The sequence below is a fragment of the Nocardia pneumoniae NBRC 100136 genome, from assembly GCF_000308755.1.
In the GTDB taxonomy this organism is placed as follows: domain Bacteria; phylum Actinomycetota; class Actinomycetes; order Mycobacteriales; family Mycobacteriaceae; genus Nocardia; species Nocardia pneumoniae.
Genome location: NZ_BAGF01000058.1, coordinates 65565 through 83542, shown reverse-complemented (window position 1 = coordinate 83542; position 17978 = coordinate 65565). Strand labels below are relative to the sequence as shown.

General features: G+C 70.1%; 16 protein-coding genes. 12 read left to right on the top strand and 4 right to left on the bottom strand.

Annotated features, from left to right (window positions below; genetic code table 11):
* The first annotated feature begins 161 nt into the window (after positions 1-161).
* From serB to ON34_RS18735, 7 genes are all read left to right on the top strand, one after another.
* Positions 162-1379, top strand: a complete 1218-nt coding sequence (gene serB / locus ON34_RS18770; protein ID WP_373291944.1) for a phosphoserine phosphatase SerB — start codon at positions 162-164, stop codon at positions 1377-1379.
* Between the two features lie 234 nt (positions 1380-1613).
* Entirely contained in the window at positions 1614-2417 is an 804-nt protein-coding gene (locus ON34_RS18765) for an aminoacyl-tRNA hydrolase (protein ID WP_040780953.1), read from the top strand.
* A gap of 164 nt (positions 2418-2581) precedes the next feature.
* Positions 2582-3415, top strand: coding sequence for an ABC transporter ATP-binding protein (locus ON34_RS18760; RefSeq protein WP_040780952.1), 834 nt, complete (start codon positions 2582-2584; stop codon positions 3413-3415).
* A gap of 164 nt (positions 3416-3579) precedes the next feature.
* Positions 3580-4350: an NUDIX hydrolase gene (locus ON34_RS18755; protein ID WP_245548100.1), complete on the top strand. Its 771-nt coding sequence runs from the start codon at positions 3580-3582 to the stop codon at positions 4348-4350.
* Positions 4351-4489: 139 nt separating this feature from the next.
* The gene (locus tag ON34_RS18750; protein WP_040780950.1) at positions 4490-5266 is read left to right on the top strand and encodes an enoyl-CoA hydratase-related protein; all 777 of its coding nucleotides are present in this window, start codon (positions 4490-4492) and stop codon (positions 5264-5266) included.
* A 37-nt stretch (positions 5267-5303) separates the two neighbouring features.
* On the top strand, positions 5304-6281 hold the full coding sequence (locus ON34_RS18745; protein WP_040780947.1) for a class I SAM-dependent methyltransferase: 978 nt from the start codon (positions 5304-5306) through the stop codon (positions 6279-6281).
* 196 nt (positions 6282-6477) lie between these two features.
* Positions 6478-7677: a class I SAM-dependent methyltransferase gene (locus ON34_RS18735; protein ID WP_040780943.1), complete on the top strand. Its 1200-nt coding sequence runs from the start codon at positions 6478-6480 to the stop codon at positions 7675-7677.
* Positions 7678-7785: 108 nt separating this feature from the next.
* On the opposite strand, the gene ON34_RS18730 is transcribed toward ON34_RS18735, so the two are convergent.
* Positions 7786-9084 carry an outer membrane protein assembly factor BamB family protein gene (locus tag ON34_RS18730; RefSeq protein ID WP_051022827.1) on the bottom strand — a complete coding sequence of 433 codons (1299 nt, stop codon included), beginning with the start codon at positions 9082-9084 and terminating at the stop codon, positions 7786-7788.
* A gap of 305 nt (positions 9085-9389) precedes the next feature.
* Here ON34_RS18730 and ON34_RS18725 point away from each other — a divergent pair, with 305 nt between their 5' ends.
* Together ON34_RS18725 and ON34_RS18720 are read left to right on the top strand one after the other, a co-directional pair.
* Positions 9390-10139, top strand: a complete 750-nt coding sequence (locus tag ON34_RS18725; RefSeq protein ID WP_040780941.1) for an acyltransferase — start codon at positions 9390-9392, stop codon at positions 10137-10139.
* Positions 10140-10273: 134 nt separating this feature from the next.
* Complete coding sequence (locus ON34_RS18720; RefSeq protein ID WP_040780939.1) at positions 10274-10819, top strand: DUF1697 domain-containing protein; 546 nt, start codon at positions 10274-10276, stop codon at positions 10817-10819.
* A gap of 6 nt (positions 10820-10825) precedes the next feature.
* Here the strand turns inward: ON34_RS18720 and ON34_RS18715 are convergent, their stop codons facing one another.
* The 3 genes from ON34_RS18715 to ON34_RS18705 are packed head-to-tail and all read right to left on the bottom strand — an operon-like array spanning position 10826 to position 14558.
* Positions 10826-12079 (bottom strand): glycosyltransferase family 4 protein, encoded by a 1254-nt coding sequence (locus tag ON34_RS18715; RefSeq protein ID WP_040780937.1) that lies wholly within the window; start codon positions 12077-12079, stop codon positions 10826-10828.
* Complete coding sequence (locus ON34_RS18710) at positions 12076-13743, bottom strand: 1,4-alpha-glucan branching protein domain-containing protein (RefSeq protein ID WP_083889538.1); 1668 nt, start codon at positions 13741-13743, stop codon at positions 12076-12078. Before ON34_RS18710 ends, ON34_RS18715 begins: the two co-directional genes overlap by 4 nt.
* Positions 13740-14558 (bottom strand): class I SAM-dependent methyltransferase, encoded by an 819-nt coding sequence (locus tag ON34_RS18705; protein ID WP_040780934.1) that lies wholly within the window; start codon positions 14556-14558, stop codon positions 13740-13742. Before ON34_RS18705 ends, ON34_RS18710 begins: the two co-directional genes overlap by 4 nt.
* A gap of 260 nt (positions 14559-14818) precedes the next feature.
* Here ON34_RS18705 and ON34_RS18700 point away from each other — a divergent pair, with 260 nt between their 5' ends.
* The 3 genes from ON34_RS18700 (at position 14819) to ON34_RS18690 (ending at position 17973) form a co-directional block, all read left to right on the top strand.
* Positions 14819-15604, top strand: a complete 786-nt coding sequence (locus tag ON34_RS18700; RefSeq protein WP_040780932.1) for an electron transfer flavoprotein subunit beta/FixA family protein — start codon at positions 14819-14821, stop codon at positions 15602-15604.
* Between the two features lie 111 nt (positions 15605-15715).
* On the top strand, positions 15716-16672 hold the full coding sequence (locus ON34_RS18695; RefSeq protein ID WP_040780930.1) for an electron transfer flavoprotein subunit alpha/FixB family protein: 957 nt from the start codon (positions 15716-15718) through the stop codon (positions 16670-16672).
* Between the two features lie 245 nt (positions 16673-16917).
* Positions 16918-17973, top strand: coding sequence for a cobalamin-independent methionine synthase II family protein (locus tag ON34_RS18690; protein WP_040780928.1), 1056 nt, complete (start codon positions 16918-16920; stop codon positions 17971-17973).
* Positions 17974-17978 lie beyond the last annotated feature (5 nt).

The following is a 17978-nucleotide window of genomic DNA, read 5'->3' as shown; positions in this document are numbered from 1 at the left end:
CCGGAATTCCTCCGGCCGCGCCGTAGGATTCACTGCGACGGGTGTGCACCTGCTGGGGACCAGCGGGTGCACACTCATTTGTGCAGACCGACACGCCCCGTGGCGTTGCGACAACGATGTCCAGCACAGCGACGGCAAACACCGAACTTGGAGCTCATCAGTTGGCCGACACCACCGTCCTCGTCACCGTCACCGGGCCCGACCGCCCCGGTGTGACGTCCGTGCTGCTCGCGGCGATGTCGCGGCACCAGGTGAGCCTGCTGGACGTGGAGCAGGTCGTTATCCGGGGCAGGCTGACCCTGGGCGTCCTGGTCACCTGTCCGAACGACCCCGAGGCGTTGCAGGACGAACTCGAAGAGGCCATGAACACCGTCGGCATGCACGTCGACGTGGAGGTGGACGCGGCGATCGGCAGACAGCCGATGTCCACGCACGCGGTGGTGATTCTCGGCAGCCCGGTCACGGCGCGCGCGTTCAGCGCGGTCTCGCGGCAACTGGCGGCGCTCGGCGCCAACATCGACACCATCCGCGGCATCGCCGACTACCCGGTGACCGGTATGGAGCTGATGGTCACCGCGATCGACTCCGGCCCCGACACGGACTCGCGGCTGCGCACGGCGCTGGCCGAGGTCGCGGTCAGCGAAGAGGTGGACGTCGCGGTGGAGCGCGCGGGGCTGGCGCGCCGCGGCAAGCGCCTGATCGTGTTCGACGTCGACTCGACCCTGATCCAGGGTGAGGTCATCGAGATGCTCGCCGCGCACGCGGGGGTCGAGGATGAGGTCCGCAAGGTGACCGAGGCCGCCATGCGCGGGGAGATCGACTTCGCCGAATCGCTGCGGCAGCGGGTCGCGACGCTGGCCGGTCTCGACGAGTCGGTGATCGAGGCGGTGGCCGACAGGATCGAGTTGACCCCCGGCGCTCGCACCACCATTCGCACGCTGCGCCGCATCGGCTTCCGCTGCGGCGTGGTCTCAGGCGGCTTCCGGCAGGTGATCGAACCGCTGGCGCACGAACTGGAGTTGGACTTCGTGCAGGCGAACACGCTGGAGGTCGTGGAAGGCAAGCTGACCGGCCGGGTCGTCGGCGAGATCGTCGACCGGGCGGCCAAGGCCACCGCGCTGCGCAAGTTCGCGGCCGAGGCCGGGGTGCCGATGGAACAGACTGTCGCGGTCGGCGACGGCGCCAACGACATCGACATGCTCAACGCCGCCGGGCTCGGTATCGCGTTCAATGCCAAGCCCGCGCTGCGCGAGGTCGCCGACGCCGCGCTTTCGCATCCCTACCTGGACGCGGTGCTGTTCATCCTCGGGGTCACCCGGCACGAGGTGGAGGCCGCCGATGCCAGGGACGGCCTGCTGCGCCGAGTCCCACTGGGCTGAGCGGTCGGTCCTGGTCCAGCGGGTAAGCCCGGACGGTGAGCATGGCGCTCGGCTCATAGTGGCGATACAGGACGGCGAGGCGAATTCGAACCCGATCCGGCCGTGGCACCCTTGCGGCCCCCATTGCGGTGTGGAGCTTCGTGGGCGCGACGTCGCTGAGGATGGAGTGCGCGCGGCCGTGGGACCACGGCTTGGTACCGGCCGAAACTTTTCGCTGACGATCAAGGTGGAGTGATGACGGGCATTCCGGAATGCGGGGCAGAGGTCCGCGGCGACGGGACCGGCACGGCGGCAACGGCATCGGACATCGCGGGATTCCGCGCGCGGCATGCCGAGCTGGCGGGCGGGTACGGCGGCACAGGCGATCCGGACGACCCGGCCATGGTGCAGGCCATGCAGATGGTTCTGCACCTGCCCAAGACCGATCCGCCGCCGCGCAGCGCGCTGCTCGCCGCGGCGGCCGCGGCGGCGGTGGCACTGTGCCTGGACGAGCGGGTCGGTCCGGGTGGCGAGTGGGAAGCGCGCTATCTGGCGTGGAAGCGGTCGCGCATCCGCAAGCTGGCGCGGCGCGCCCGCGGCGCCCAGTGGCGGGCGACCTGCGCGGTGGACGGCGTCACCGTCGAGATCGACGGTGCGCAGGCGCGCGCACTGGTGCCAGGGCCGGTGGGCGAGGTCGACCCGGTGATCAAGCGCTTGCAGATCGGCGGAACCGATCTGGACCACGACGACCCGGGCCCGCCCGCCCCGGAGCTGCCCGTGCTGTGGGTGAACGCCGCGCTCGGCATGACGCTCGGCAAAGCGGCCGCGCAGGTGGGGCACGCGAGCATGCTGCTGGCCGGTGCGCTGCCGGTCGAGCACGCGCTGCGCTGGGCGGAACTCGGCTTCCGCTGCGCGGTGCGCGACGCCGACCCCCAGCGCTGGGCGGCCCTGTCCGCCCAGGTGGCCGCGGGCACCGCGGTCGCCGTACGGGACGCGGGATTCACCGAGGTGGCGCCGGGCTCGATGACAGTGATCGCGGTGCCCGCTCAATCCTGGTGAACAGGCTGCGGGGAACTCGTCGCCGTTGTTGACCCGCCGAGCGACACGGTCGCGATCGCGGCGGTCCGCGGCAGAGGCTCCGTGACCACGGCTGGAGCCTCGATCAGACCAACTGGACCGTTTTCCCTCCCCGCGTTGGCAAGTGCCCCCGGCGGTGGGCCAAGATGGAGCGCGTGCCGCAACCGGATCCCGATCTGCTCATCGATTTCACCGACGTGACCGTCCGCCGTTCGGGCCATACCCTCGTCGGCCCGGTCACCTGGCAGGTCGAGCTCGACGAACGCTGGGTGGTCCTCGGCCCCAACGGCGCGGGCAAGACCTCGCTGCTGCGAATGGCCGCCGCCGAGATGCACCCCACCGCGGGCGTCGCCCATCTACTCGGGGAACGGATCGGCAAGGTCGACGTCAGCGAGCTGCGTCCGCGCATCGGCCTGTCGTCGGCCGCGGTGGCCAGCCGGGTCCCGCTCGACGAGAAGGTCAGCGACCTGGTCGTCTCCGCCGGATACGCGGTGCTCGGCCGCTGGCGGGAGCGCTACGACGACCTGGACACCGACCGCGCCATCGACATGCTGGAAAGCCTGGGCGCCGAACATCTCTCCGACCGCACCTACGGGACGCTGTCGGAGGGCGAGCGCAAGCGAGTGCTCATCGCTCGCGCGCTGATGACCGATCCCGAACTGCTGCTGCTCGACGAGCCCGCCGCGGGCCTGGACCTGGGCGGCCGGGAGGAGCTGGTGGAACGGCTCGGCGATCTCGCCGCCGACCCGGACGCGCCCGCGATCGTGCTGGTCACCCACCATGTGGAGGAGATCCCGCCCGGATTCACCCACGGCCTGCTGCTCAACGAGGGCGAGGTGGTCGCGCAGGGGCTGCTGTCGGATGTGCTCACCGCGGAGAACCTCAGCGACGCCTTCCGGCAATCGATCGCACTGGACCGGGTGGACGGCCGCTACTTCGCACGACGCGCACGCCGCGCGGGCAAGCACCGCACCCGCTGACGCGGACGCCGCTCACCGAGCGCGCGTCAGGCGTACCTCCCGCCGACGCTGCGCTCGAGGACGGACTGCGTCCGACTGCGCCCGTTAAGGTGCAGGGTGTGAGTGAGATAGAAACGCCCGCCGACTCTCAAGGTCCCCCGTCACCCAAGGACGCGTCGACGGTGATGCTGGTGCGCGACGGCGCCGAAGGACCGGAGGTGTTCCTCCAGCGCCGGGTCGGCGCCATGGCGTTCGCCGCGGGCATGACCGTCTTCCCCGGCGGCGGTGTCGACCCGTCCGACGGCACCGCGGACATCGCCTGGGCCGGACCCGATCCGGACTGGTGGGCCGAGCAATTCGCGACCACGAAAGCCAGGGCGAAGGCGCTGGTCTGCGCGGCCGTGCGGGAGACGTTCGAGGAATGCGGCGTGCTGCTGGCCGGTCCCACGGCCGACAGCGTCGTCTCCGACACGACCGGATACCGCGACGCCCGCGGCAGGCTGGAGCGCAGAGAGCTGTCGCTGGCGACGTTCCTCGCCGAGGAGAAGCTCGTGCTGCGCGCGGATCTGCTGCGGCCGTGGGCGAATTGGATCACCCCGGTGATCGAGCCGCGCCGCTACGACACCCGGTTCTTCGTCGCGGTGCTGCCGGAAGGACAGCTGGCCGACGGCGCAACGACCGAGGCGGCGGAGGTGCTGTGGAGCACTCCGGCCGAGGCGCTGGCCCGTTGGCGCTCGGGCACCGACGTGCTGCTGCCGCCGACCTGGTCGCAACTGGTCGCCCTGGGCGAATTCGGCTCCACGGCCGACATTTTGGCCGCACGCCGCGCGATCGATCCGATCATGCCGGTGCTGGCCGACGTCGACGGCAAGCAGGTGCTGTCCTTCCCCGACAACCAGCGCTATTTCGCCGATCTCCCGGACGCGAAACGGCTCAAGGGTTCCGTGCGGCCCTGAGGCGACCGTGCCCCGAGGGTTCGCGTGCCCATGGCTCGCACCTCGCTGGGCTTCGGCTCCGGCAGAGCCAGGTGCTCGGCTGTGCCTCTTGTTCGCTCGCTGCGCTTGCCCATGCGAGTACCCGGTAGCGTGGCCTCCCATGGCCGAATTCGTCACCCTGGACCTGCCCGAGAGCGCTGCCGAGCGGCGCGTGGCCGTCCTCCGGATCGCCCGCCCGCCGATGAACCTGGTGAACGTGCAGCTGGCGCGGGAGCTGGCCGAGGCGGCGGATGCCGTGGCCGCGGATCCGGGCGTGGCCGCGGTGGTCGTATACGGCGACGAGCGGGTGTTCTCGGCGGGCGACGACGTTGCCGAGCTGTCCGAGCTCGGGATCGACCAGGCCGGTGCCATGGCGGCCGATCTGCAGCGCGCCCTGAACTGCCTGGCCAGGATTCCGCAGCCCACCGTGGCGGCGATCAGCGGCTACTGCCTCGGCGGCGGGCTGGAACTGGCCCTCGGCGCCGACCGCCGCGTCATCGGTGACAACGTCAAGCTGGGTCTGCCGCAGATCAAGGCGGGCTTGATCCCGCTCGCCGGTATCCGGCGGCTTTCCCTGCTGATCGGACCGGGTCCGGCCAAGGACCTGGTCTACACCGGTCGTTTCGTCGAGCCGGAGGAGGCGAAGGCGCTCGGTTTGGTCGACGAGGTCGTCGCTCCGGACGACGTCTACACCGCCGCGCTGCGCTGGGCGCGGCAGTTCGAGGACGGCCCGGCCCGCGCGCTGGCCGCCGCGAAAGCGGTCTTCGAAGCCGGTCCGCACGGCCTCGATCGGGCACGGACGGAATGGTCCGCGCTGTTCACGACGGAAGATCGCCTGATCGGAACAGGTTCTTATCTGGCCAACGGTCCAGGGTCGGCCGAATTCGTAGGCCGATAGCAGGCGTCAACTGGGGATTTGGGTAGGCTTGCCGACCATGACGGTACGTCCCGACGACCCCGCGCCGAACCCGCACGCCACCGAGGCGGAGGTCGAAGCAGCGCTCAAGGATACGAAGCTCGCCCAGGTGCTCTACCACGACTGGGAAGCCGAGACCTATGACGACAAATGGTCCATCTCGTATGACGAGCGCTGTATCGAATACGCCCGTGGGCGCTTCGACGCCGCGGTCGGTCCCGCCCCACTGCCCTACGACAAGGCGCTCGAACTGGGTTGCGGCACCGGCTTTTTCCTGCTGAATCTGATGCAGGCGGGGGTGGCGAAGTCCGGTTCGGTCACCGACCTGTCGCCGGGCATGGTGAAGGTCGCCCTGCGCAACGCGCAGAACCTCGGGCTGGACGTGGACGGCCGGGTCGCCGACGCGGAGACCATCCCCTACGAGGATGACACCTTCGATCTGGTGGTGGGCCACGCGGTGCTGCACCACATCCCCGACGTCGAGCTGGCGCTGAAGGAGTGCCTGCGCGTGCTCAAGCCGGGCGGCCGCTTCGTGTTCGCCGGTGAGCCGACCACGGTCGGCAACTTCTACGCGCGCTGGCTGGGCCGGATCACCTGGAAGGCCACCACCACGGTCACCAAGCTTCCTATGCTCAGCGACTGGCGGCGTCCGCAAGAGGAGCTGGACGAATCCTCGCGCGCCGCGGCCCTGGAAGCGGTCGTCGACCTGCACACCTTCGATCCGAGCACGCTGGAGGCGATGGCGCGCTCGGCGGGCGCCGTCGACGTGTCCGCCAAGACCGAGGAATTCGCCGCCGCGCTGTGGGGCTGGCCGGTGCGCACCTTCGAGGCGGCCGTGCCCGCCGAGAAGCTCACCTGGCGCTACCGGATGGCGATGTACCGCGCATGGCTGGGGCTGAGCTGGGTGGACGAGAACGTCATGCGTCGCGTGGTTCCGCGCCAGTTCTTCTACAACGCCATGATCACCGGCGTGAAGCCAAGCGCCGCCGGGAAGTAGTGGATCGCGATCCGCATCGTGATCGCATCGCCCACCTCGGCGGCACGGTCGGTGCTGCCGAGACGGGTGGGTGCGAGCCCGTGTCGCCGTTTCCGAATCCGGACATGGAACGCTGCGGAAACGGTCACCGGGCGAGGGCTGGCAGGATCGCCACCGGCACGATCGCGATTGCCGGAATCATGCGGGGGAATCGGTAGTGGGCTATCGCTTCACCCGCGATGACGTCGGGTACCTGGCCAGCGCGACCGGTCGGGCCGCGCTGGCCAGGGTGGATCGGCTGACACTGACCCCGGCATCTGTGCTGAAGGATCTCGAGCAGGTGCGCAGCGCGCACGGTGACCGGGCCGCGGCTCTGGTCGAGACGGTCCGGCTGCGCCGCCGCGCCCTGGCCAAACTCGCCGATGCGGGGGAGTGGCTGTTCACCGACGACGCCCTGCAACAGGCGACCCCGACCGCCGTCGCCCGGCACCGGGCCGCGCGACTGGCCGGGCGTCCGGTGCACGACGTCACCTGCTCGATCGGCGCCGAACTCGTCGAGCTGGCGCGGGTGTGCCCGGCCGTGGTGGGCAGCGATCTGGACGAAGTGCGGCTCGCCATCGCCGCGCACAATCTCGGGCAACGCTGGTTTCCGGTAGGGGAATCGGGTGCGTCGCCAGCACGGAATGTGGTGCTGGCCAAGGCGGACGCGCTGCATCCGAGCAGCAGCGACACCGTGGTCGTCGCCGACCCGGCGCGGCGTGCCGCCGGTCGGCGCACCCACGATCCGGCCAAGTTGCAGCCGCCGCTGCCGGACCTGCTCACGGCCTACCAGGGCCGCGATCTGGCCGTGAAATGCGCTCCTGGACTGGATTTCGACCGCCTGGACTGGTCGGGTGAGATCGAGGTCGTCTCCCTGGACGGCGCGGTGCGCGAGGCCTGCCTGTGGTCCCCAGGACTCACCGAACCGGGGGTCACCCGTCGTGCCACGGTGCTCTCATCGACCGGCACCGCCTGGACCATCACCGACGCCGAACCCGACGACATCGGCGAGCGCGCGCCGGGAGAATGGATCATCGACCCGGACGGCGCCGTGGTGCGCGCCGGTCTCGTCCGTCATTACGCCGCGAAACACGGCCTGTGGCAACTGGATCCCCGCATCGCCTACCTCACCGGCGACACCGTCCCCGAGGGCGTGCGCGGCTTCCGCATCCTCGACCGCATGGACTTCCGCGAGAAAGCCTTGCGCGCCGAACTCCATCGCCGCGACTGCGGCCCCCTGGAAATCCTCACCCGCGGCGTCGACATCGACCCCGATGCCCTGCGCGCCCGCATGAAACTCCGAGGCACAAGGCCGCACACCCTCGTCATCACCCGCATAGGCCGTACCGCCACTGTTTTCCTCTGCGCCACCCCCTGACACGGAGGCATACCCATGCAGTGACCCAGCATGAGCGCATGCGCGGGGACGCCGATGAACGAGTCGGCCAGGCTGGGCGACCAGCATCGCCGCCGCGCTGGCTGGTCGCTATTCCGGCTTGAAGGCGAAGATCTCGCCGATGCGGGTGGCGACCACGACCTCGCCCTTGGCGCCGACCGACGTGCCGGTGGTGGCGCCCTGGGCGCCGGGGAGGACATCGGAATCGAGCGTCGCGCCGGTCCGGGTGTCGAAGGTGACCAGGTTCAGGCCCTCGCCGATCGCCGCGATGGCGTAGCCGGTATCGCCCGCCGTCTGCGCCGCGGTGCCGTGCAACGCGAGATCCTTGCGCTCCCAGACCGTTTCGACGGCGTCGCCCTTGTCGCGCAGCGCGAGCAGGTAACCGTCGTCGCCGGACGGGATGATCAAGCCATCGCTGGAGACCGAGATGCCGCCGCGCGGCGTCCAGTCCAGCCGCTGGACCCACTTGGTCCGCCCGTCGGCGGTGTCGAGCGCGATCAGGCGGTCGCTGTTGTCGCCGACGTAGAGGGTGGAGCCGTCCGCGGACAGGGCCGGGCTGGTCGCGCTACCGCGTTCCAGCAGGTCGGCGCTCCATTCCCGCTTGATCTTGCCGTCGGCGTAGCGAAGCGCGACCAGCGCAGCGACGGGCTTGCCCGGCTGCCACAGCGTCACGTAGAAGCGGCCGCTGGAGGCGTCGATGGGGGAGATGTTCGCGACCGGGCACTGCGGTCCTCCGGTCGCGCAGTCGTCGAGTCCCTGGCCCGCGGCGGGCCAGGTGAGACCGGCGTTCGCGAGGAAATCCGGCTCGCCGAGCAGCTGCACCGTCGGCACGAGGCGCTCGCCGGTCTGCCGCGACAACACGTCGATCTGGCCGGACTGGGTGACCGTCAGCAGCGTGCCGTCACCGGTGAACTGCACCGAGACCGGCGTCCCGGCGACCGGTGTGCTCCACCGGGGCTGCCCCAGGTAGTTGAACGCGTTCACCTTGCTGTCGTCGCCGACGTAGACGTTGGTCATGCCGTCGACGGCCGAGGGCGCGGCGATCGCGCTCGGGCCGAGCGCGTTGCAGAACCGTTTGCGTCCGGTGGCCATCTGGAAGGAGAAGATCGCGCAGTTCGGCAGGCGCGTGGTGACGAACATCTGACCGTCGGGGCCCAGCGTGACCGGCTGCGCGATCGGCCCGCCGACCGGGCGCGACCAGCTCAGCGCCAGCTTCCGGGAGCCGGTGACCGGACTGGCGCCGCTGTTGCGGCCGTCGTGGTAGGCGGCGGTCCATCCTTTGCCCGAACCGACGGTGATGTCGTCGACATCGGTGCCGCAGCCGGTCAAGGCCAGCGCCGCGACCGCGGCAAGCACGGCCGCGGCACGCTTCCGGGACGGTCGCCACATGGAAGTAGCCAGTACGCCGCCGCTTCGCACCTGCCGCACTCCTGTCGTCGTTGGCTCGCACGAGACCGTGGAGATTCTCGCTGAGATTCTCGAACCGCGCCCGGCGGAACGGTCTTCACACCGGAGGGGTTCGCCGTCGCCGTCGCCGGCGCACGAGTCACTGTACGGGAGGCCCGTGCGGGGGTGAACGAGTCCCGCTGTTGTCGTCGCGGGTGCTCGTCTCGGTGCTGAATGCGAGCGATAGGCTCTATCCGTCGCCGCCGAGGCGGGCGGCAGCCGGTAGGACCACGACAGGAGAACCGTTCGTGACGAGCATGTGGGGCGCACCGTTGCGCTCGCGCTGGCGGGGTTCGCGCCGCCGGGATCCGGGGCAGGCGCGATTTCTGACGCTGGCGTCGCTGCGCTGGGTGCTCGCGAACCGGGCGTACACGCCGTGGTATCTGGTGCGCTATTACCGGCTGCTCAAGTTCCGTCTGGCCAACCCGCACATCGTGCTGCGCGGCATGGTGTTCCTCGGCCGCCGGGTGGAGATCCACGCGACGCCCGAGCTGGGCCGGATGGAGATCGGGCGCTGGGTGCACATCGGCGACGGCAACGCCATCCGCTGCCACGAGGGTTCGCTGCGCATCGGCGACAAGGTGGTGTTCGGCAAGGACAACGTCGTCAACACCTACCTCGACATCGAGATCGGTGAGTCGACGCTGGTCGCCGACTGGTGCTACATCTGCGACTTCGACCACAAGATGGACGACATCACCGTGCCGATCAAGGACCAGGGCATCGTGAAGAGCCCGGTCCGCATCGGACCCGACACCTGGATCGCCGCCAAGGTGACCGTGCTGCGCGAGACCCGCGTCGGCCGCGGTTGCGTGCTCGGCGCGCACGCCGTGGTCAAGGGCGACATCCCGGACTACAGCATCGCCGTCGGCGCACCGGCCAAGGTGGTCAAGAACCGCAAGGCGGCTTGGGAGGCGGGCGCCGAAGAACGCGCCAAATACCTTGCGGCGCTGGAAGACATCGCCCGCAAGAAGAACGGCGCCACCCAAACCGCCTGACGGGCCGCGCCGGACCGCTTGTCGGGCGCTGCCGGAGGAGCCCGTTCGCGGGATCGCCCTCGTCCTGGCGAAGCCGAGGCAGTCGCCCGGCGAGATCGGTGGGCTTGTCGGAGTGGTCGAGTAGGTTCGGCGGTATGACTGCCTACGCCGCACTGTTGCGCGGGATCATGCCGAGCAATCCGAACATGAGCAACGCGAAATTGCGGGCGGTGTTCGAATCACTCGGGTTCGATCACGTCGGCTCGGTGCTGGCCAGCGGCAATATCGTGTTCCACAGCGCGGAGACCGACGTGCCCGCGCTGGAGGAGCGCATCCAGCGGGCGCTGAGTGCGGAACTGGGGATCGGCGGCGGCACGATCATCCGCAGCTACGAGGAACTGCGCGCGCTGCTGGACACCGACCCGTTCCACGGCCTGACGCACGGGCGCGGTACCTATCTGATCGCGACGTTCCTCAAGGACACCGCCGAGCCGCCGAAGACGCTGCCCGACCAACCCGACCCGCTCACCCGGATCGTCGGCTACGACAAGGCGGCGCGCGCCTTCCTCGCGGTGATCGACAACAGCGATCCGGGCAAGACCCCGAACTTCATGGCCTGGCTGGACAAGACGTACGGCAAGGACATCACCACCCGCACCTGGCTCACTGTCGAGCGCATCGTCAAGAAGCTCGAGAAGTGATCGGAGTCATGCCGGATCGCGTTCCGGGAGCGGGCGTTCGACGATGGTCGGGCGGCCCAGCGGATTGCGCACTCGCCGCTTGGCCGAGTGGTACACCTGGGCGGTTTCCGCGGCCACCACGTCCCACGCGAAATCGGCGGTGAGCCGTTCCCGGGCGGCGTAGGCCCGCTGCTGGGCGGCGGCCGGGTCGTCGAGGGTGGCGCGGACCGCCTCGACCAAGCCGTCGACGTCCGCGGGAGCGAAGGAGGCTCCGGTGACGCCGTCGATCACGGCCTCGCCCAGCCCGCCGGCGGTCGACGTGACCAACGGGGTGCCCGCGGCGGCCGCCTCCAAGGCGACGATGCCGAAGGGTTCATACCGGCTCGGCAGCACGATCGCGTCCGCGCCGTGCAGCCAGCCGAGCAGTTCCTCGTGGTCGAGTTGTCCGGCGAAGTTCACCGCGCGGGCGACCCGGTGCACCCTGGCGCGTTCGCGCAGCCACTCGAACTGGGTGCCGACACCGGCGATGGTCAGCGTGGTGCCGGGGTGGGCGCGGCGGATGCGCGGCAGCGCCGCGATCGCGTCCTGCACACCCTTCTCGTACTCCAGCCTGCCCACGTACAGCAGCCGCGGCGGACCGCTGCGCGGCGAGCGCGGACGGAAGGTCCAGGCGCCCACGTCGATTCCATTGCGGATCACCGTCATCGGGATGCGCTCCGGACCGTAGAGCCGCTCGACCTCGTCCTGCATGGACGCCGAGCAGGTGATCAGCGCGTCGGATTCGTTGGCCAGCCACCATTCGACCGAGTGCACCTGCTTGTTGACCTTGCCCGCGACCCAGCCGCTGTGCCGTCCGGCCTCGGTGGCGTGAATGGTCGACACCAGCGGCACGTCGTAGTACTCGGCCAGCGCGATGCCGGGGTGGGCGACCAGCCAGTCGTGCGCGTGCACCACGTCCGGCGTCCAGCCGTCGCCGATGCCCGGCTTGCCGAGGGCGACGCCCGCGCGCACCATCGCGTGGCCCATGGCCAGCGTCCAGGCGAGCATGTCCTCGCCGAAATCGAACACCGGCGGGTCTTCGGCGACGGCGACCACCAGCACCCCTTCGGCGATGAACGAGTGAGTGGGATGGGTCGAGGAGTCGGTGCCGGAGGGGCGCCGGGACAGGACGACCACCTCATGGCCCGCGCGGGCCAGTTCGACAGCGAGGTGATGCACGTGTCTGCCGAGCCCGCCGACCACGACCGGCGGGTACTCCCACGACACCATCAAGATCTTCATGCACGTCCTTCTGCGGCGAAGCCCTGGTCCGCTGGGTCGTGGCTCTGGTTCGCGGTGGCGGAGCCCGATCCCGGCGCGGTGGCGGATGCTGCCCCGGTTGTGCCGGGTACGGGCCCCGCGGAGGTGAGTCGTCGCGCGTCCACGGCGGGGAAGAGTCCGTCAGCCGCCCCCCATCCTGCCGCCAACTGCCGTGCTTTGGCGACTTGGCCCGCCCCGACGGCCGCGGCGATCTCCCGCACCGCGTGCGCGTGCCGGTGCGCGCGGTCGCGCGCGTAGCCCGCCGCGGAGTCCTTGCTGACCATGAACGCCCAGTCGCTCGACACGGTCAGGATCGCCTCGCGCAGCAGTTGATCGGCGACCTGCTCGCGCAAGCCGGGCGCGCCGCCCTGGGCCGCGCGCATCTTGTCGACGGTGTCCAGCGTGAGCCGCACGATGTCGTCGTTGAGCTCGACCAGGTCGCGCACCTGCTCGCCCGCCCACACCCGCCAATCCTTGCCCGAACCCCAGGACGAGTCGGCCAGCGGAACCGGTTCGCCCAGGTAACCGCGCTCGCGCGCGTCGGCGAGCGTGCCGACGGTGATGCCCGCCGCGGGCAGCGCGCGCAGCACCTGGGCCAGCCATTGCGGGCCCTCGTGCCACCAGTGGCCGAACAGTTCGGTGTCGAACGCGGCGACGACCAGCGCGGGCCGCCCGATCCGCGCGGACTCGGCGACCAACCGCTCGCGCACGGTCTGCACGAAATCGTCCACGTCGCGTGCCACCGCCGCGGCGGCCAGCTCCGGGTCGTAGGGCGCCTTGTCCGGCCCGGCGACGGTTTTGCCGGTGACCCGGGCGGGTTTGAGACCCGTCGCGTGGTCATAGTGATGAAAGTCACGGTAGGCGCCGTGGCCCGGATAGCCGGATTTCGGCGACCACACCCGATAACTGACGTGGAGATCGCGGCCGAAGGCGATCACGTCGGAGTCGTGTACCGGCCTGCCGAGGGTCGTGTCGCCGCGCAGCGCCGGTCCGTCGACCATGAAATGCGTCACACCCGCGGCGGCGTAACCGACCTCCATGCCGGGTGTGTAGCCGCACTCCGGCGCCCAGATGCCGCTGGGCGTGTGGCCCCAGCGTCGCCGCGCGTCGGCGAGGCCCTCGGTGAGTTGGAACTGCCGCAGGCGTGGATCCAGCAGCGGCTGGAACGGGTGCGCCAGCGGCCCGCCGAGCAACTCGATCGCTTCGGCGTCGACGAGTTCCCGCCAGACCGGCGCGGCGCCGTGTCGCCAGCGCTGCTCGAATTCGGCCAGCGCCGCGGCGGCCAGGCGGTGCTCGTGCCTGCCGAGCGCGACGTTGCCCGCCATGGCGGCCTCGTCGGCGCGCAGCTGCCAGTTGCCCAGCCAGTGATGCATGCCCGCCAGGCAGTGCGGGTCGTCCAGCTGGGCCGCGAGCACCGGTGTGATGCCCAGGCTCAGCAGATGCGAACGACCTTCGGCCGCAAGGGTTCTCAGGACCTCGACGACCGGCAGATAGGACGCGGCCCAGGACTGGTAGAGCCATTCCTCGCCGACCGGCCAGCGACCGTGGTTGGCCAGCCAGGGCAGGTGGGAGTGCAGGACCAGGGTGAACTGGCCCGGCACCGGACTCGCGGAGTGCCCGCCGGGCACGGCACTGCGATCGGTCAAGGCTTCACCGCGATGGCGACCAGATCCAGGCTCGCGTCGATGTCCTCGGCGACCAGCACGAAGTCGTCGGCCGTGACGCTCGCGACGTCCGCGGTCAGTTCGGCGGGCCAGGGCTCACCGGCCAGCGCCCGTTCGATCTGCGCGTCGATGAACGACCCGCCGTGCTTGGCGTCCAGCGCCCGCAAGCCCGGCCCGTGGTGCACGCCGATCATCCGTGCCACGTCGAAACCGGCGTCGACCAGCAGCTCGGTCAGCTCGGCGGCGTTCAGTTCCCTGGTGTGGAACGGGTTGAGCGGGGTGTCGCGGCCGGGGGAGAAGGTGATCCGGTTGGGCGTGCTGATCAGCAGCTCGCCGCCGGGGCGCAGCACGCGCAGGCACTCCCGCAGGAACTGGGACTGGTCCCAAAGATGTTCGATCACTTGGAAGTTCACCACGACGTCGACCGATGCGTCCTCCAGCGGCAGCGCGGCGAGGTTGCCCTGGATCATCTCCACGCGCGGGTAACGCGCGCGCACGTGCTCGACGGCGGTGGTGTCGTAGTCCACTCCGATCACCTTGGTGGCCACGTCGGCGATCATGTCGGCGCCGTAGCCTTCTCCGGAGCCTGCCTCCAGCACGGTCTTTCCGGCGCAGCGGTCCAGCAGGCGGGCGTAGGCGATCTCGTGCCTGCGGAACCAGTAGTTCTCCTCGGCGATGCCGGGAACGGTGCGCTCGCCGGTCAGCGGCAGCGGTTCGACGGCGCCGACGCTCGTCTCGGGGCCCGCGGCAACGACAGCGGGGTCGCCCACGGCGGCAGGGATCACAGCCTCGCTCATCACTCCGACGTTACTGGCACGGTACCGGCGCGGGACATCCGCACCCGGTCGGATTCGTCGCGCGGCTGCGCCGTTGCGGCGCCGCCTGATCCGGCGCACTGTATCGCGCGATGGGCCGTGGTGAGAGAGAAGCCACTAAGTTACCCGCGGGTAACTTAACGTAAGGTAATGTCACGGCCTGAGCCACTCACACGGACGTACGGCCCAGCTCGTGCGACCACCACATACGTGTAACCAGAACAGGAGGTCGACGAAGACCGATGCCGAACATCGTCGTACTCATCAAGCAGGTTCCCGACACCTGGTCCGAGCGCAAGCTGACCGACGGTGACTTCACCCTCGACCGCGAGGCCGCCGACGCCGTTCTCGACGAGATCAACGAGCGCGCCGTCGAAGAGGCGCTGCTGATCAAGGAGGCCCAGGGCGGCGAGGTCACCGTGCTGGCCGCCGGTCCGGACCGCGCCACCGAGGCCATCCGCAAGGCGCTGTCCATGGGCGCCGACAAGGCCATCCACATCAACGACCCGGCCATCCACGGCTCCGACGCCGTGCAGACCGCGTGGGTGCTGGCGAGTGCGCTCGGTCAGGTCGAGGGTGTCGAGCTGGTCATCGCGGGCAACGAGTCGACCGACGGCCGCGCCGGCGCCGTCCCCGCGATCATCGCCGAGTACCTGGGCCTGCCGCAGCTGACGCACCTGCGCAAGCTGACCGTCGACGGTGACAAGATCACCGGCGAGCGCGAGACCGACGAGGGCGTGTTCAAGCTGGAGGCGACGCTTCCGGCCATCGTGAGCGTCACCGAGAAGATCAACGAGCCGCGCTTCCCGTCCTTCAAGGGCATCATGGCCGCGAAGAAGAAGGAAGTGCAGACCTTCACGCTGGCCGATCTCGGCGTCGACCCGTCGACCGTCGGTGTCGCGAACGCGGGCACCACCGTCACCGCGGCCACCCCGAAGCCTCCGCGCACCGCGGGCGAGAAGATCGCGGACGAGGGCGACGGCGGCACCAAGATCGCCCAGTACCTGATCGGCCAGAAGATCATCTGATCTCGGCCGTGCTCATGCGGGACACCCGCACCCGGCCGGGCGGAACGAGCCGCTTCGCGATCCCCGCTCGTCCCGCCCGCGAGGACTGAGACTTCTTAGGAGAGAACACAAATGGCAGAAGTACTTGTGCTCGTCGAGCACGCCGACGGTGCGATCAAGAAGGTCAGCACCGAACTGCTCACCGCCGCGCGCGCCCTCGGCGAGCCCGCCGCCGTCGTGCTGGGCACGGCGGGCACCGGCGAGAAGCTGGCCGACGCGCTGGCCGCCGCCGGCGCGGAGAAGATCTACATCGCCGAGTCCGACGATGTGGACAACTACCTGGTGACCCCGAAGGTGGACGTGCTGGCGGGCCTGACCGAGTCGGTCTCCCCGGCCGCGGTCATCGTCGCCGCCACCGCCGAGGGCAAGGAGGTGTCGGGTCGCCTGGCCGCCCGCATCGGCTCCGGCCTGCTGGTCGACGTCATCGACGTGAAGGCCGACGGCAGCGTGGTGCACTCCATCTTCGGTGGCGCGTTCACCGTCGACGCCAAGGCCACCGGCGACGTGCCGGTGATCTCGGTCCGCCCGGGCGCCATCGAGGCGTCGGCGCAGGCCGGTGCGGGTGAGAAGGTCACCGTCGAGGTGCCCGCGCAGGAAGAGGGCGTGGTCAAGGTGACCTCGCGCGAGCCGGTCGTGGCCGGTGACCGTCCGGAGCTCACCGAGGCCGGCATCGTGGTGTCCGGTGGCCGCGGCGTCGGTTCCGCCGACAACTTCGCGGTGGTCGAGGCGCTGGCCGACTCGCTCGGCGCGGCCGTCGGCGCGTCCCGCGCCGCCGTCGACTCGGGCTACTACCCGGGCCAGTTCCAGGTCGGCCAGACCGGTAAGACGGTCTCCCCGCAGCTGTACATCGCCCTCGGCATCTCCGGCGCGATCCAGCACCGCGCGGGCATGCAGACCTCGAAGACCATCGTCGCGGTCAACAAGGACGAAGAGGCGCCGATCTTCGAGATCGCCGATTACGGCATCGTGGGCGACCTGTTCAACGTCGCGCCGCAGCTGACCGAAGCGGTCAAGGCGCACAAGGGCTGATCCGTTCAGCGCTGTCGGACGGCCCCGGACGCTCGCGTCCGGGGCCGTCCGCACTGACAGGGCTCCCGGTCAACGGCATCGGCGGTCGGTCCGGCACCGGGTTTGTGACTGTTGGGAAATTATCGGTCCGGACGTTGTGCGGGCTGCTCGAGCCGAAGCTCGCTGGCCTTATGCGCTATTCGAATGCGGTTCTGTCACCGGCGATTCCGCGTCGAACTCACCAGTGCCGGACGTACACTCGCCCCGTGAGCCTCCCCACGGAACCGATCGGTAGCATCCCTCGTCCTCACGACCTCCTGGCCGCCATGGCCGACGATTCCGGCGACGCCACCGCGCTCGCCGAACTCCAGCGGCACGCGGTCGCCGAGACCATCCGCCGCCTGGAGGAACTCGGGTCTCCCGTCGTCACCGACGGTGAGCAGACCAAGCCGAGCTTCGCCACCTATCCGATCGCCGGGCTGGACGATCTGGCCCCGGACGGCGCGATCATCCCGTTCGCCGACGGGCATCAGCGCCAGCTGCCCCGGCTGACGTCGGGACCGTTCCGCTACGCCGCGCACGCGGTGGACTACCTGCGTGCGGCCCAGCAGCACGCCACCGTACCGGTGAAGCAGGCGGTCATCGCGCCGTCGGCGCTGAGCCTGCTCTACCCGGCCGACGGCATCGAGGACTATCCGCGCGACCGGTTCCTCGCCGATCTGGCCGACGCGGCCGAGGCCGATATACGCGGCTGCCTGGACGCGGGCGCGCACCTGGTGCAGCTCGACTTCACCGAGGGACGACTCTCCTTGAAGCTGGATCCGAGCGGCGGCGTGCTCGACCAGTTCATCGAGCTCAACAACCTGGTCCTGGACCGTTTCTCGGACCAGGAGCGGGCCAGGATCGGTGTGCACACCTGCCCGGGCGGCGATCAGGACTCCACGCACAGCTTGGACGTGGACTACACCGCGCTGCTGCCCAAGCTGCTGCAGTTGCGGGTCGGCGCGTTCTACCTCCAGTTCGCCAGCGAACCGGAGCCGGAGAAGGTGCTCGCCGTGGTCGCCGAGCACTTGCCCGCCCAGGCCCGTGCGTTCATCGGCGTCACCGACCCGATCGACCCGGTTGTCGAGACTCCCGAGCAGGTGCGCGACCGGGTCCTGCTCGCCGCCCGCTACCTGCCCGTCGAGCGCTTGGGCACCTGTGACGACTGCGGCTTCTCGCCGTTCGCCGACGACACCTCCACCTCGCGCGACACCGCGTTCGCCAAGATACGGGCGCGCATCGAGGGAACAGCGCTGGCCGCAACGGAATTGGGCGTCTGACCCGA